Source organism: Photobacterium sp. BZF1 (assembly GCF_014349205.1).
Taxonomy (GTDB): Bacteria; Pseudomonadota; Gammaproteobacteria; order Enterobacterales; family Vibrionaceae; genus Photobacterium.
Genome location: NZ_JACSOF010000018.1, coordinates 1 through 14,083 on the forward strand (window position 1 = coordinate 1; position 14,083 = coordinate 14,083).

The window sequence follows — 14,083 nt, forward strand, 5'->3', positions numbered from 1 at the left end:
AATCACATGTTAATAGTAAATGTTATTAACATATAATTAGGGCAAAGAGCCTCTTGCATCAATATAATGCCAGGCCTCCTCGTCCAATGAGGAACATGAAAAAATAAAAACACATAGCAGTGTACAGCATAAATCACAGCGGGGTAACGTTTGCCGTGAAGTTGATATTTAATATAAATTCTTTTTCACGTTTAAACAAGTGTATTTTTATGTTTATTTTTAATTTTTATTTATGACGGATTATATCCGTCATATGTGATGTGCATGCCGTTAATCTTATAAATATAATAAACTCAACTTCAAAAGATAAGTATGAAGGGAGTGTTGTAAAAGGAGAGGACAATCATTGGGAGGAGCAGTATTGAATGGTTTAGCGAGTGAAGATATACAGCAAGCTGCGAAGACCATGTTTTTATCTCAGAGTATTGTTGGGTTAACCCTTGTTTGTATTTGTCTGGTTTTTAGTGGTTTTGTAGATACTAAATCGGTGTTGTTAGGTGTGATTTTGTCTATCCTGCCAACCCAATTAGGGATGCAAATGGCCAACTTTAAGGTGAAGGTGCTCGGGGTATTTAATCCTAAGTCTCTGGCAATAACAAACATTACAACCAAGTGGGCATACACCGCATTACTATTGGTCACGGTAATACATTTTTCGACAGTAAATTTTACTGAATTGTTTCTTGCTTATGTTGTTACCACGCTGGCAAATTTAGTGACTCCTGCATTTAGTTAACCTGCTTTGGGATAAAATGAGGTGGAAATACTAACAACAGCTCATGATTATATTGAGCACCATCTGACCTTCCTCACTATCGGTGAAGGTTTTTGGAGTCTGAACCTGGATTCCATGTTGATGGCTTGGTTATTTGGTCTTATTTTCATAGGTGTTTTTCGATATGTCGCAACAAAAGGGACAAGTGGTGTCCCTGGTCGTTTTCAGTGCTTTATAGAGATCACCTTTGAATTTGTAAATGATTTGGTTAAGGAGATATTCAAAACCCAAGACAAGTTAATTGGCCCATTGGCATTAACTATCTTTGTGTGGGTTTTCCTAATGAATGCAATTGACTTGCTGCCAATTGACTATTTCCCGATGTTTACCCGAATACTCGGATTTGAACATTTCAGGGACTTACCATCGGCAGATGTGAATGTCACTATGTCAATGGCATTGGGTGTGTTTATTCTAATTATTGGTTACACACTTAAGCATAAAGGGATTAAGGGATTTATCAAAGAGTTGACAACACAACCGTTCAATCACCCTTTGTTATATCCAGTAAACTTTGTTTTAGAAATGATTACACTGATTTCTAAACCAATTTCATTAGGTTTACGTTTATTTGGCAATATGTATGCAGGGGAAATGATTTTTATCCTGATTGCATTAATGCCATGGTGGATGCAGTGGGCACTGAGTGTGCCATGGGCGTTATTCCACATCTTAATCGTCTTTTTACAAGCGTTTATTTTCATGGTTCTTACCGTCGTGTATTTAGCGATGGCGGTTGAAGAAGATTAACTTCGAATTACTACACTGAATTAAATTATATCTAGGAATTATTATGGATCTTGCAAGTGCAATTCTTTATGTCGCCGGTGCTTTGTTGATTGGTTTGGGTGCTGCAGGTGCAGCAAGTGGTATTGGTAACCTGGCGGGTAAATACCTTGAAGGTGTAGCGCGACAACCTGATATGACCCCTATGCTTCGTACTCAGTTTTTCATCATGATGGGTCTTGTTGATGCTGTCCCTATGATCGGTGTTGGTATTGGTCTCTACATTATCTTTGCTGTGGCGTAACAAAAAAAACAACTGAATAGCTAAAACTGGGGATGTTATGAATTTAAACGCAACCCTGCTTGGTCAGGCAATTTCTTTTGTGATTTTTGTATGGCTCTGCATGAAATACGTCTGGCCGCCATTATTGGCACTGTTAGATGAAAGGCGTGATGAAATTGCTAAATCTCTATCGCTTTCTGCCAACGCGGAAAAAGAGCTGGACATTGCCAAAGCAAACGGCAAGCAATTGATTGATGAAGCCAAAACCAATGCCTCATCCATTGTCGAGCAAGGCAACAAACGCAAAGCGCAAATTATTGCCGAGGCACAAGCTGCTGCCGAGCAAGAGAAAGAGCGGATTGTGGCGCAAGGATTAAGTGACATTGAATCTGAGCGAAACCGGATCAGGAACGAACTCAAAGAAGAGATGGCATCACTGGTTATTGAATGTGCCCAAAAGCTGATTGATAAAAACCTGGATACGTCGACTAACCGTGAGTTCGTCAATAAGTTAATCCGTGAAATCTGAGGGTAGGGAAGAATGTCAGATAACCAGAGCATCGCTCGCCCCTACGCCAAAGCAGCCTTTGAGTTTGCCAAAGATAACGACTCGTTATCTTCATGGACATCAATGCTTGCTTTGGCTAGCCAGGTCATTTGCGAACTGGAAGTGCACCAATCGTTAAACACCTTGGCAGATGACACGGTAAGACTTCAGGTGTTGTTGGATGTATGCGGTGATCATATTGATCAGTATTTTACCAACTATCTCCATGTGGTTGCCGAAAATAATCGCCTAGTGCTATTGCCATTTATCAGCCAAGGTTTTGAAGCGTTGTTAGCGGCTTACCAGCAAACGAAAGTCGTTACTGTCATCGTCGCCGAGCCTTTGGAAATGTCTCAGCAGGAAAGCCTGCACCAGGTACTGGCATCTAAATACCATTGCTCAATCGAGCTTGATATCCATGTTGATCCCTTACTCTTGGGGGGCATGGTACTCAAGGATGGCGAAACCGTACTGGATGGCAGTATCAAGCATGCTGTGGACACGCTTTCAAGCCGCTTACAAGGTTAATAGGAAATAGATATGCAATTAAACTCGAATGAAATCAGCGAGCTAATTAGACAGCGTATAGAGCAATTTGATTTGCCAACTCAGGCCCACAATGAGGGCACCATTATTTCGGTGAGCGACGGCATTATTAAAATCAATGGCCTTGCCGATGTAATGCAAGGTGAGATGATTGCTCTGCCGGATAACCGCTTTGCCTTGGCACTGAACCTTGAAAGGGATTCAGTAGGGGCGGTAGTGATGGGGCCTTATGCTGACTTGTGTGAAGGAATGAAGGTACAAGGTACGGGCCGCATTCTAGAGGTGCCGGTAGGTAAAGGTCTACTTGGACGAGTGGTGAATACCCTAGGCCAACCGATTGATGGAAAGGGTGAAATTGCCCATGACGGTTATGCGCCGGTAGAGATCATTGCACCTGGCGTTATTGACCGAAAATCGGTCGACCAACCGATTCAAACTGGTTATAAAGCGGTTGATGCCATGGTGCCAATTGGCCGAGGCCAGCGTGAGCTGATTATCGGCGACCGCCAAACCGGTAAAACGGCGATGGCTATCGACGCCATCATCAACCAGAAAGATTCTGGTGTGTATTCTGTGTATGTGGCTATTGGTCAGAAGGCTTCCACTATTGCCAATGTTGTGCGCAAGCTTGAAGAACATGGTGCACTGGAAAATACCATTGTTGTGGTGGCCTCAGCGTCCGAAGCGGCTGCGCTGCAATATCTCGCTCCCTATGCGGGTTGCACCATGGGTGAGTACTTCCGTGACCGTGGTGAAGACGCCTTGATTGTCTATGACGATCTATCCAAGCAGGCCGTGGCATACCGACAGATTTCGCTGCTACTGAAGCGACCACCAGGCCGAGAGGCCTTCCCAGGTGATGTGTTTTACTTACACTCCCGCCTGTTGGAAAGAGCCGCGCGAGTTAATGCCGAGTATGTCGAACGATTCACCAATGGTGAAGTAACAGGTAAGACTGGCTCATTAACGGCGCTGCCAATTATTGAAACCCAGGCGGGTGATGTGTCTGCGTTCGTACCAACCAACGTCATTTCGATTACCGATGGTCAGATTTTCCTGCAGACGCATTTATTTAATGCGGGCCTACGTCCAGCGGTTGATCCTGGTATTTCCGTCTCCCGTGTTGGTGGTGCTGCGCAATCGAAAATCATGAAAAAACTGTCAGGGGGTATCCGTACCGCATTGGCACAGTATCGTGAGTTGGCGGCATTTGCTCAGTTCTCTTCTGATCTTGATGATGCTACCCGTAAGCAACTGGATCACGGTGAAAAAGTCACAGAATTGATGAAACAGAAACAGTACGCCCCGATGACGGTTGCTGATCAGGCCCTAAGTATCTTTGCTGCTGAAAAAGGTTACCTCACCGATGTTGAGTTGAACCGCGTGGTGGAGTTCGAAACCGCTTTGATTGATTTTGCCAAGAGCCAATATAGCGATCTACTCACCAAGATAAATGTTAGCGGTGATTATGACGATCAAGTCGAAGCTCAGTTGCATCAGGTGCTGCGGGAATTTTTCGCAACACAGGCATTTTGATAGCGGGAGGGCGTGATGGCGAATGCGAAAGAAATCCGCACCAAAATAGCCAGTGTTCAAAGCACGCAGAAGATCACCAGTGCGATGGAAATGGTTGCTGCTAGCAAAATCAAAAAGGCGCAGGACAACATGGGGGCTACGCGCCCTTATGCCCAAACGATTCGTAGGGTAATCAATCATGTTGCTTCAGGCCAATTGGAGTATCACCACCCTTATTTGGAACAGCGTGAAACTAAGCGGGTAGGCTACATCATCATTGCCTCTGACAGAGGGTTATGTGGTGGTCTCAATAGCAATTTGTTCAGGCAGACTTTGCAAGGCGTCCAGCGTTGGCAGGAGCAGGGGGTTGAGGTGGAATTTGGCTTGATTGGCGCTAAGGCGATCAGCTTTTTCCACCAAACAGGGAATGTGGTGGCACAGGTATCCGGTTTAGGGGATAAGCCAAAGCTTGAAGCCTTGATGGGGCCGGTGAATGTGATGCTGGAGCAATATGAGCAAGGCAAAATCGATAAGTTACTGCTGGTGAACAATGTTTTTGTTAACTCCATGGTACAAAAGCCGACGATTTCTCAGCTTTTGCCCCATCCGGAATTAGCCGAGGGTAACGAACAGCATGAGCCATCAACATCAACACGCTGGGATTATATCTATGAGTCGCCACCGAAAGAGATGCTCAACGAGTTGATGGTGCGCTACGTCGAGTCACAGGTTTTCCAAGCGGCGGTAGAGAGTACCGCATGTGAAATGGCGGCCCGACAAATGGCGATGAAAGCAGCGACCGATAATGCTGATGATCTGATTAATGATCTGCAACTGGTACATAACAAGGCACGGCAGGCAGCAATTACCCAAGAGTTGAGCGAAATTGTTGCCGGAGCGCAAGCGGTATAGAAAAGAATGGCTGAGGAAAAAATGAGTACAGGTAAAATTGTTAAAGTCATTGGCGCAGTGGTCGATGTCGAGTTTGAACATGATTCAGTGCCTCGTGTTTATGATGCATTAAACGTTGTCGGTGCAAGTGCACAATCGCTTGTGCTAGAAGTCCAACAGCAAATTGGCAGTGGTATCGTCCGCTGTATTGCGATGGGTTCATCAGATGGCTTACGCCGTGGTTTGGTGGTTGAAAACACCCATAACCCAATCACTGTACCGGTTGGCGAGAAGACCCTAGGCCGTATCATGAATGTGCTTGGTCAACCTATCGATGAGTGTGGTGAGATTGGTCAAGAGCAATCATACCCTATTCACCGTGCCGCACCTTCTTACGAAGAGCAGGCGAACAGCACAGAGCTATTGGAAACCGGTGTTAAGGTCATTGATCTGATTTGCCCGTTTGCCAAAGGGGGCAAAATTGGCCTGTTCGGCGGTGCTGGGGTAGGTAAAACTGTCAACATGATGGAGCTTATCAACAATATCGCCAAAGCCCACTCTGGCCTATCGGTCTTTACCGGTGTCGGTGAGCGAACTCGTGAAGGTAATGACTTCTACTTCGAAATGCAGGAATCAGGCGTACTGGATAAAGTGGCCATGGTATACGGTCAGATGAACGAGCCACCGGGTAACCGCTTACGTGTCGCATTGACTGGGCTGACTATCGCAGAGCGCTTCCGTGATGAAGGCCGTGACGTACTGCTGTTCATCGATAATATCTACCGCTATACCCTAGCCGGTACGGAAGTGTCGGCATTGCTCGGTCGTATGCCATCCGCGGTGGGCTATCAGCCAACCTTGGCTGAAGAGATGGGGGTGTTGCAGGAGCGTATTACGTCGACCAAGCAAGGTTCTATCACCTCTATACAAGCTGTGTATGTCCCTGCTGATGATCTGACTGACCCATCACCGGCAACGACGTTTGCCCACTTGGATGCCACCGTTGTGTTATCACGGAACATTGCCGCCCTTGGCCTGTATCCGGCAATTGATCCACTGGATTCGACATCGCGCCAGCTGGACCCTCAGGTTGTGGGGCAGGAGCATTATTCTGTCGCTCGTGGCGTACAAACAGTACTTCAGCGCTACAAAGAGCTGAAGGATATTATTGCAATCCTGGGAATGGATGAGTTGTCAGAGGATGATAAGCAAACGGTCGCTCGTGCGAGAAAAATCGAACGCTTTCTCACTCAACCGTACCATGTCGCTGAAGTCTTCACGGGGCAACCGGGTAAATTTGTCTATCTGCAAGATACCATTGCTGGCTTCAAGGGCCTTTTGAATGGCGATTATGACGATATTCCCGAACAGGCATTCTTGTACTGTGGTGCGATTGAAGATGTCGTCGAGAAAGCCAAACAACTTTAAATAAAGGAGGGATCATCATGGCTATGGGGGTCACTCAGAAAACATTTCAGCTTGATATCGTCAGTGCTGAAAAAACACTATATTCCGGGCCTGCCCACGCACTCGCTGTATCGGGGCAAGACGGTGAACTAGGTATAAGGCCGGGTCACTCGCCTTTACTGAGTAAATTGAAGCCAGGTGTGGCGAGCTTTGTGCCTAATATGAAGGAACCTGAAGAAATCCTTTATATTTCAGGTGGAATTGTAGAGGTGCAACCTTCTGTAGTAACCGTGCTGGCCGATACGGCGATGCACGGGAAGGACATCGATCAAGCCCGCGCAAATGAAGCTCGCCGAGCTGCTGAAGCAAATATCCAAGCCCAAGCAGAAGGCCAAGGTTTCCAAGTGGCACAGATGGAATTGGCAAAAGCAATTGCCCAATTAAGGGCGGTTGAATTGACCCAAAAACAACTGCGCCGCTAAATACTATCTCCGATAATACGAAAAAGCTCTGAGAAGTACCGAGCTCAGAGCTTTATTTTTCTCACATAGTATCGATGACAAAAATTAACAATATTCCATTGTTGTTTTTGCCATAAATATTATTACTAGATTTAAAGATTACAGGTTGTGTAGATGATTAATAAGAAGCTATGTCAAATATCGTTAATAGCGATACTGATCTCATCAAATAGCTATGCCAATATGATTATTGATACCAAAGATGTTGACCAAGAAAAGTATCATGCTGATATGTTTGAATGCCAACAGTATTCACAGCAGGTCCAACAGCAGCAAGTAGAATCGACTGGGAAATCAGCACTTGGTTCAACCGCACGCGGAGCGGCTTTGGGGGCGGCCGGAGTCGCTATCGCAGGAGGGAGCGGTAGCGATGGGGCAAAGGTCGGAGCCGGCATTGGCCTAGTCAGTGGCTTGACCTCCCACCATAGAGCGAAAGAACAAAGCGAAGCTGCATATGGTGCAGAAGTTGAACAAGTAATGAAACATTGTATGGCTAGTCGTGGCTATACCGTTTTGAATTAAGACATCTTGGGGGAATCATGAACTCAATTTACCCTTTTGAATATAAATTAAAAGCAACGGATTACAAAAAGCTATCGACAATATTTCATCAGTTGGTTTCTACTAACGGTTTTAACTTTGAGAAAGCGTATACGGATGATTTGTTAAGTTATTTCATTTCTGATCTCAGCCTCAATGAACTTCAAAGACGTTTTGATGGCGATGAGTTAACTTATACAAATGATTTTGAAATGCTGAATGATCCTATCTTTAATCATCAATATTCAATGATTAAAGATTACAATGTCAATTTCCATGGAATAAAAAATACATCTACCTACTGTGACTTGCACAGTATGTTCGAAGAGGCGTTGTTAGAGCTAAGGGTGACTAGCTCCGTTATCAAAATTGACTATATTGATACTCCATTTGATTCTGGCGATATTCTGTCTGAAATTGAATCGCGCTTATCAGAATTATTGATCAGCCACGTCAATGCGGATGTTGCGATTCAAACCGAGCATAACAGCGATGTGAAGCTGGTGGACGATACTGTGATAATCGACAAGCACGCGATGGTCAGTGTGATTTACCACAAAGATATCATAGAGATAGCCGACGAGATCAATGCCGTTGTGCAGAAGATGAGTAAAGAATATCAATTTAGTTACCAGCTCATTCATGAACACGAGATTGAACTGGATAACTTGAAATACTTCAACGCAAACTGTGAATATCAATGCCACAATTTACCAATGCTGAAGTCACTGATTAGAAAGCTTGAGATGGAAGAAGACCCAGTTAACGGCTAATAACAGTAACAGCAAAGCCCAGAACAACCGTTGCTCTGGGCTTTTTTGTTATTTGTATTGATTAATAGTCATAGCAGTCTTCATATCCCACACTTCAGACAGTAAAGGGTAGGATTTCAGTTCAGCAAATAGAAAAGTGCTAGTGTTAATGGAAGTAGAAAAGGAAGGAAGTGCCTTAGTGACATTTAGCATTGAACAACTTATGACCTTTGCTGCAGTTTTCGAGTCTAAATCATTTAGTAAAGCTGCAGCGGCTTTGGGCAAACATAGGACAACCACCAGTCAGGTTATTGCCAATTTGGAAGATGATCTGGCCGTTCCACTCTTTGAACGAGTTGGACGGAGTGTCGAGCCGACAGATGCTGGAAAAATGCTATATCACTATGCAAAATTGGTGGTACAGCAAGCATCGGTATTGAACAAGGTCGCGATGAATTTATCAGGAGGCCAGTTACAGGAAATCAGTATTGCCTATACAAGCTTTATACCTAACAATGTACTGGTTGTAGTACGCGATACCCTAGCTGAGCATTTCCCATTACTTAAAGTCAATTTCTTTATCCGTGAAAGGGAAGAGATTCGGGAAGGTATTGAAAAGGGTCTATTCCATATTGGCTTGGTCAATGTTTATACCCGCAATGTGATTTCTGATATGGACACAACGTTCCTGGTTAATTTTAAATTTACCATCTTTGGCTCAAAATACGGCGAATTAGCCAATACCCCTTCCGATTTGTTGTTTGCTAAATTAAAAACCACTCGTCAGTTTGTTCTCCGCTCCTTGATTGAAGATGAGATGGAGAAGAAAATTCTGCTTTCTGCCAATTATGATCATGTAGACAGCTTGGCTTTAATGGTTAAATTGATTAAAGAAGATCTAGGGTGGGGCATTCTACCAAGAGTGTCTGTCACTGAAACCATGATAGATGGTCTCAAAGAGCTAAAGTTTGATCAGTTCAAAGATGACTTTATTATTCCAGTCGCAATGTGGTGTACTTTTAATGATGAAATGACTGAAATCAAACAGGTTGTCGAGAAAACAATAAAAGAGTTTGTTGAAATGAGCAAATGAGTACTACTCCAAAAAGCCCAGAACAAACAGCTGTTCTGGGCTTTTTGTTTACTTGTTTTTTTAAGGATTACTTATACTCAACAATACGGGCTGAGTACTCGGTAATATCAGCATCTCCCACGATGTGCTGGTAGTACTGTACAGAGAAATAGTCAGGGTTATCTTTAATTACTCGCTTGAAGAGTTCTTCTTCTAGCTGTTCGAAACTGTGCGTTGATGTCATGAAGTAATGGCGTGTTTTCTCTAACCCCATCATTTTTGCTTGTTTCTTAGTAACCAGGACATCTTTGTATTCTTCTCTGACAACCATTTGATATTGCGCTTCTTCAAAGCCGCCATGCTCATCAGGAGTGACCAAAACCATTGCGTTGCCTTCCACGTGTACCAGTTGCGATAGGTTCATGTCGAGTTGTTCACGGTTAGTCTGTGGTCTTTCAACCGGTTGTGCAACGGCGTTAAAGGAAAGGGCGAGAACGGAAGCTAAAAGAATTTTTTTCATTTATGGAGTCCTAATGAATTGATGCAATTGAGCTAAATATGAAAGCTGGCATTGAAACCAGTAAGGGAATTTTATGGGATATTTGGGTAACAACTAACTCGCTTATGCAGGATAAAGCCCTCGCAGTTGTCCTGATATTAAGTCATAAAGCAATCAATAACTAATTGTTATTGCGCACAAAAAAGTGCATCCACTGAAGAGATAACTCTGAGTTTCAGACAAAATAGTCTACTGTTAATGGATGATAAGAGAGACGGAAGTATAGTAGTGACCTTTAGTATCGAACAGCTAACAACCTTCGTGGCAGTTTTCGAAACAAAATCGTTTAGCAAAGCAGCCACGTTATTGGGCAAACACAGAACCACGACCAGTCAGGTGATCGGTAACCTGGAAGATGATTTAGCCGTACCACTGTTTGAGCGTGTGGGTCGCAGTGTGGAGTCTACTGATGCCGGTAAGATGCTATATCACTATGCGAAGTTAGTTGTTGAGCAAGCATCGGCATTGAATAAAGTGGCGATGAGCTTATCGGTTGGTCAGTTACAGGAACTGACGATTGCATATACTAGCTTCATTCCAAATAATGTTCTGGTTGCTGTAAGAGATGCCCTATCAGAGCAATTTCCTTTACTCAAAGTGAATTTTTTAATTCGAGCGAGAGAGGAGATCAGAGAAGGGATTGAAAATGGTGAATTTCATATTGGGTTTGTTAACGTCGACGTACGTCGAGTCATTACTAATATGGATGCGACATTTTTAAGAAATATTCGTTTTTCTATTTATGGCTCGAAGTATGGTGAATTAGCGAAAACGCCTCCTGATTTATTATTCGGTAAGTTGAAAACTACACGGCAGTTTGTTCTCAAATCCTTGATTAAGGACGATATGTCACAGAAAATAATTCTTTCTGCAAACTATGATCAGGTTGATAGCTTGGCTTTGATGATCAAGTTTATCAAAGAAGATCTTGGCTGGGGTATCCTACCTCGGGTCTCTGTAAATGAGAGTTTGGTCGATGGCCTCGTGGAATTGAAATTTGATGAGTTCAAGGATGATATCGTTGTACCTGTTGCTATGTGGTGTACTTACTCTGATGAGATTACAGAGATTAAGCAAACGATCCAAACGGCAATTACAGAGTTTGTAGAAATGACTAACAAGTAATAAGCAATCAAGAAGTAAGGTGACTACGAGGATAGTCACCAACGTTTCTATTGATAGCGATTAGCTTTGTTGATCAAGCTCGGAATAGTTGTACCTTGTACCAGTATTGAAAAAATCACTACGGCGTATGTCATTGCCAAAATGATTTCTTTTAGGTTTAACACCTGGTTGCTATCGAGCCAGATATCGGCCGGTATCGACAGGGCCATGGCGATAGCGAGACCACCACGAAGCCCGCCCCAAGCGATAACGCTGACTGACAAAGGGTTGTATTGCCGGAACTTTGAGAAAAACTGGTAAGCAAAAGAGACACTCAAATATCGGGCAACTAAAGAGACAGGAATCGCCAGAATGACCACAATCAAGTCCTGTTGAAGAATATTGATCACCAAGACACTAAACCCGACTAGGGCAAATAAGATTCCGTTGAAGCACTCATCGATCACTTCCCAAATTTTCTCGAGTATTTTTCCTTGTTTGGTACTAAACGCCGTTTGTACAGTGAAATTTCCAACGAAAATCCCTGCAACAACAATGGCTAATGGAGCAGAAACTCCGATAATATCAGCAAAAGCATAACCTCCGGTGGCTAGGAACACGGTCAGAATGACTTTGAGGTTTAAGTTGCTGCAGAGTTTGATAGCAGTGTGGCAGCAGATGCCAAAGATAGCTCCAACTATGATGCCTCCTACCGCTTCTGTTAAAAACACATTACCCACTGTCGCAATTGAAATAGGCTCAGAGCTAAACGCGAGGGTGTAAAGGGAGCTGAAGATGACTAGGCCTATACCATCGTTAAACAGGGATTCGCCTTCTATCTGGGAGGTGATACTTTCTGGTGCGCCGAGTTTCTTCACTATCGCCAGGACAGCAATAGGATCTGTCGGTGAGATTAAAGCACCAAACAATAGGCAATGAATCAGCGATAATGGGAAGTTAATCACCTGACACAAACTGAAAAGGATGCCACCGATAAACACGGTCGATATTGATGTGCCTAATAAGGCGAGTATCATTACCTCCCATTTCTGTCTTGATAACCGTTTGATGTCGATATTGATAGCACCGGCAAACAGCAGTAAACCCAAAATACCGTGGAGCAGGAAGTGCTCAAAATTAATATGTTGAATTAATTCAATAATATGACTAGATATAGTTGCCCATTGAGTAGCATTGATCAGTTTCAGAAATGCAGAAACTAACAATGTACCAGCGGTGATAGCTATCGTCGTTTGTAAGCGGATCGTTTTATTGTTAATCATGACTACCAGCAGAGTAATGAAGAACAGTAAACAAAAAGTATGATATTCAGACATGGTGAGTAAATGGTGGATAGAGATTTATCTATGATAGGGCTCGTGATGGCAGCAAACATAATCGCTTATGAAGGATTTCTTCCTACCTCATCAAGCATAAAATAATTATAAAAGCAAATCACAAACCGATGTGAATCGAATAAATAAATCGGGTATAAATATAACCGAATTAGCCCACAACACTATTGTGATAATGAGAGTGGTCATAATAGTAAGAAGTTGCTTGTTGGGTGACGTTCACTAATTCCTGTTCATTGTAAATTGAAGCTATGCTTACCCCTTTTCTCAATCCTTACCGATGAGGAAAGGGGATTTTTTTGAGGTGTCACATGAATAAAAAATGGTTTGCTATTTTTCTGTTAGCTCTTTTTGTATCTCAGCCTATATATGCACACGATAAACACCATAAGAAAGAGCATTGTCAATTCGATAAAGAGACAGGAATGTTCCACTGTAAAAAAGAAGACGGATGATTCAGTGAAAATATTATTAAGTCAGGGTGTTAAGTGGCAATTAGACCCTAATCAAACATACAACTACCTTACACATAAAGAGATTGTTGACTTCTGTGGTTTTCTACCTAAAACCGTTACAAAAACCGATGTACATCTTATTCACGATGAACTGGTAGAGAAAATATCTGAACGATATGGGGCAGGAATGCGTACTTGCTGCGTTGGTAAAATGAAAGACAATGCGGTATTAGAACTGGTTGATAGTGAGGAGCTTAGTCCTTTGATGTCAGCAGAACTCAAGGGGGAGCAAACGCATTCAATACACCTTTACCCCTACGGGTTATTTTCTGTTGTATTAAATAACAATCAGGCGAATAGTCACTCCTTATTCTTTACAACCTATTAAGCTGGTTATGAAGCATATGCTGTAAGACTTTAAAATAGTTTTCTTCATTCAATATTATCCCCTCCTAATGATACATGCCATGAAACCTTTACTTATTACTAGCATCTCATTGATGACACTATTGGCCTTTCCGGCTAAATCAGCGGAGAGTTGGGCCAGCCAGACCGTCTCGGACGTAGATGTCAGAGTCGGAGGAGGGGTATACCAGAGTTCAGGTGCGGGAAGCGCTTACGCCTTTGAAATTGGTGCTGATTTTACTGATTTTTTTGGCTTCAAATTACAGTATCAAGATAACGGCAACCCCAAAACTGACGGTCAAGCACAGAGCGTAGCAAGGTTTGGTGTGGAACTCGGCTACAACTATCAAGCACATGAGTATTTCGCGATAAAACCCTTTCTCGAAACAGGCTCAGTTTATTATTCGTATCACCAGCAGACATGTTTTGAGGAAAAGTGCGAAGTGGAAAAAGTCAAAGAGACGGCTCAATATTATGGTGCAGGGGTTAGAATGGTATTCAAGTATGCCTATATTGAGATGAACTATAAGTCAGATCGTGGTGAAGCGGCAAGTAATAATACTGGGGTGATGATAGGAGTAAATTATCATCTATGATAATAAAAAAGGTGCTAGTTTAGATAGCACCTTT

General features: G+C 43.1%; 17 protein-coding genes. 15 read left to right on the forward strand and 2 right to left on the reverse strand.

Annotated elements, in window-relative coordinates:
• Positions 1 to 346: 346 nt before the first annotated feature.
• From BIZ37_RS05725 to BIZ37_RS05780, 12 genes are all read left to right on the forward strand, one after another.
• The gene (locus BIZ37_RS05725; protein WP_187460669.1) at positions 347 to 736 is read left to right on the forward strand and encodes an ATP synthase subunit I; all 390 of its coding nucleotides are present in this window, start codon (positions 347 to 349) and stop codon (positions 734 to 736) included.
• 21 nt (positions 737 to 757) lie between these two features.
• Positions 758 to 1,525, forward strand: coding sequence for a F0F1 ATP synthase subunit A (gene atpB, locus BIZ37_RS05730; protein WP_187460670.1), 768 nt, complete (start codon positions 758 to 760; stop codon positions 1,523 to 1,525).
• A 40-nt stretch (positions 1,526 to 1,565) separates the two neighbouring features.
• Positions 1,566 to 1,805, forward strand: a complete 240-nt coding sequence (gene atpE / locus BIZ37_RS05735) for a F0F1 ATP synthase subunit C (protein WP_237156928.1) — start codon at positions 1,566 to 1,568, stop codon at positions 1,803 to 1,805.
• Between the two features lie 37 nt (positions 1,806 to 1,842).
• Positions 1,843 to 2,313 carry a F0F1 ATP synthase subunit B gene (locus BIZ37_RS05740; protein ID WP_187460671.1) on the forward strand — a complete coding sequence of 157 codons (471 nt, stop codon included), beginning with the start codon at positions 1,843 to 1,845 and terminating at the stop codon, positions 2,311 to 2,313.
• 12 nt (positions 2,314 to 2,325) lie between these two features.
• Positions 2,326 to 2,859 carry a F0F1 ATP synthase subunit delta gene (locus tag BIZ37_RS05745; protein ID WP_187460672.1) on the forward strand — a complete coding sequence of 178 codons (534 nt, stop codon included), beginning with the start codon at positions 2,326 to 2,328 and terminating at the stop codon, positions 2,857 to 2,859.
• A gap of 12 nt (positions 2,860 to 2,871) precedes the next feature.
• On the forward strand, positions 2,872 to 4,413 hold the full coding sequence (atpA, locus tag BIZ37_RS05750) for a F0F1 ATP synthase subunit alpha (RefSeq protein WP_187460673.1): 1,542 nt from the start codon (positions 2,872 to 2,874) through the stop codon (positions 4,411 to 4,413).
• 15 nt (positions 4,414 to 4,428) lie between these two features.
• Positions 4,429 to 5,304: a F0F1 ATP synthase subunit gamma gene (gene atpG / locus BIZ37_RS05755; RefSeq protein ID WP_187460674.1), complete on the forward strand. Its 876-nt coding sequence runs from the start codon at positions 4,429 to 4,431 to the stop codon at positions 5,302 to 5,304.
• 21 nt (positions 5,305 to 5,325) lie between these two features.
• The gene (gene atpD / locus BIZ37_RS05760; RefSeq protein ID WP_187460675.1) at positions 5,326 to 6,711 is read left to right on the forward strand and encodes a F0F1 ATP synthase subunit beta; all 1,386 of its coding nucleotides are present in this window, start codon (positions 5,326 to 5,328) and stop codon (positions 6,709 to 6,711) included.
• Positions 6,712 to 6,728: 17 nt separating this feature from the next.
• Positions 6,729 to 7,172, forward strand: coding sequence for a F0F1 ATP synthase subunit epsilon (locus BIZ37_RS05765; protein WP_187460676.1), 444 nt, complete (start codon positions 6,729 to 6,731; stop codon positions 7,170 to 7,172).
• Between the two features lie 153 nt (positions 7,173 to 7,325).
• Entirely contained in the window at positions 7,326 to 7,733 is a 408-nt protein-coding gene (locus BIZ37_RS05770; RefSeq protein ID WP_187460677.1) for a glycine zipper family protein, read from the forward strand.
• 17 nt (positions 7,734 to 7,750) lie between these two features.
• Positions 7,751 to 8,524, forward strand: coding sequence for a hypothetical protein (locus BIZ37_RS05775; RefSeq protein ID WP_187460678.1), 774 nt, complete (start codon positions 7,751 to 7,753; stop codon positions 8,522 to 8,524).
• Between the two features lie 148 nt (positions 8,525 to 8,672).
• A complete protein-coding gene (locus BIZ37_RS05780) occupies positions 8,673 to 9,596 on the forward strand; it encodes a LysR family transcriptional regulator (protein WP_187460679.1) in 924 nt (307 codons plus the stop codon).
• A gap of 67 nt (positions 9,597 to 9,663) precedes the next feature.
• Here the strand turns inward: BIZ37_RS05780 and BIZ37_RS05785 are convergent, their stop codons facing one another.
• Positions 9,664 to 10,095, reverse strand: coding sequence for a hypothetical protein (locus BIZ37_RS05785; protein WP_187460680.1), 432 nt, complete (start codon positions 10,093 to 10,095; stop codon positions 9,664 to 9,666).
• Between the two features lie 267 nt (positions 10,096 to 10,362).
• Here BIZ37_RS05785 and BIZ37_RS05790 point away from each other — a divergent pair, with 267 nt between their 5' ends.
• Positions 10,363 to 11,259 carry a LysR family transcriptional regulator gene (locus tag BIZ37_RS05790; protein WP_187460681.1) on the forward strand — a complete coding sequence of 299 codons (897 nt, stop codon included), beginning with the start codon at positions 10,363 to 10,365 and terminating at the stop codon, positions 11,257 to 11,259.
• 47 nt (positions 11,260 to 11,306) lie between these two features.
• Here BIZ37_RS05790 and BIZ37_RS05795 read toward each other — a convergent pair whose 3' ends face one another.
• Positions 11,307 to 12,575 (reverse strand): sodium:proton antiporter, encoded by a 1,269-nt coding sequence (locus tag BIZ37_RS05795; protein WP_187460682.1) that lies wholly within the window; start codon positions 12,573 to 12,575, stop codon positions 11,307 to 11,309.
• A 477-nt stretch (positions 12,576 to 13,052) separates the two neighbouring features.
• On the opposite strand from BIZ37_RS05795, the gene BIZ37_RS05805 reads away from it, so the two are divergent.
• On the forward strand, positions 13,053 to 13,436 hold the full coding sequence (locus BIZ37_RS05805; RefSeq protein WP_187460684.1) for a hypothetical protein: 384 nt from the start codon (positions 13,053 to 13,055) through the stop codon (positions 13,434 to 13,436).
• A gap of 79 nt (positions 13,437 to 13,515) precedes the next feature.
• Positions 13,516 to 14,049 carry an autotransporter outer membrane beta-barrel domain-containing protein gene (locus BIZ37_RS05810; protein WP_187460685.1) on the forward strand — a complete coding sequence of 178 codons (534 nt, stop codon included), beginning with the start codon at positions 13,516 to 13,518 and terminating at the stop codon, positions 14,047 to 14,049.
• The last annotated feature ends 34 nt before the right edge of the window (positions 14,050 to 14,083 follow it).

Bases quoted from the DNA above. Each gene is read 5' to 3' on its own strand.
- BIZ37_RS05740 (WP_187460671.1), top strand. From the start codon at position 1,843: ATGAATTTAAACGCAACCCTGCTTGGTCAGGCAATTTCTTTTGTGATT.
- BIZ37_RS05745 (WP_187460672.1), top strand. From the start codon at position 2,326: ATGTCAGATAACCAGAGCATCGCTCGCCCCTACGCCAAAGCAGCCTTT.
- atpA (WP_187460673.1), top strand. From the start codon at position 2,872: ATGCAATTAAACTCGAATGAAATCAGCGAGCTAATTAGACAGCGTATA.
- atpG (WP_187460674.1), top strand. From the start codon at position 4,429: ATGGCGAATGCGAAAGAAATCCGCACCAAAATAGCCAGTGTTCAAAGC.
- atpD (WP_187460675.1), top strand. From the start codon at position 5,326: ATGAGTACAGGTAAAATTGTTAAAGTCATTGGCGCAGTGGTCGATGTC.
- BIZ37_RS05765 (WP_187460676.1), top strand. From the start codon at position 6,729: ATGGCTATGGGGGTCACTCAGAAAACATTTCAGCTTGATATCGTCAGT.
- BIZ37_RS05770 (WP_187460677.1), top strand. From the start codon at position 7,326: ATGATTAATAAGAAGCTATGTCAAATATCGTTAATAGCGATACTGATC.
- BIZ37_RS05775 (WP_187460678.1), top strand. From the start codon at position 7,751: ATGAACTCAATTTACCCTTTTGAATATAAATTAAAAGCAACGGATTAC.
- BIZ37_RS05780 (WP_187460679.1), top strand. From the start codon at position 8,673: ATGGAAGTAGAAAAGGAAGGAAGTGCCTTAGTGACATTTAGCATTGAA.
- BIZ37_RS05785 (WP_187460680.1), bottom strand. From the start codon at position 10,095: ATGAAAAAAATTCTTTTAGCTTCCGTTCTCGCCCTTTCCTTTAACGCC.
- BIZ37_RS05795 (WP_187460682.1), bottom strand. From the start codon at position 12,575: ATGTCTGAATATCATACTTTTTGTTTACTGTTCTTCATTACTCTGCTG.
- BIZ37_RS05810 (WP_187460685.1), top strand. From the start codon at position 13,516: ATGAAACCTTTACTTATTACTAGCATCTCATTGATGACACTATTGGCC.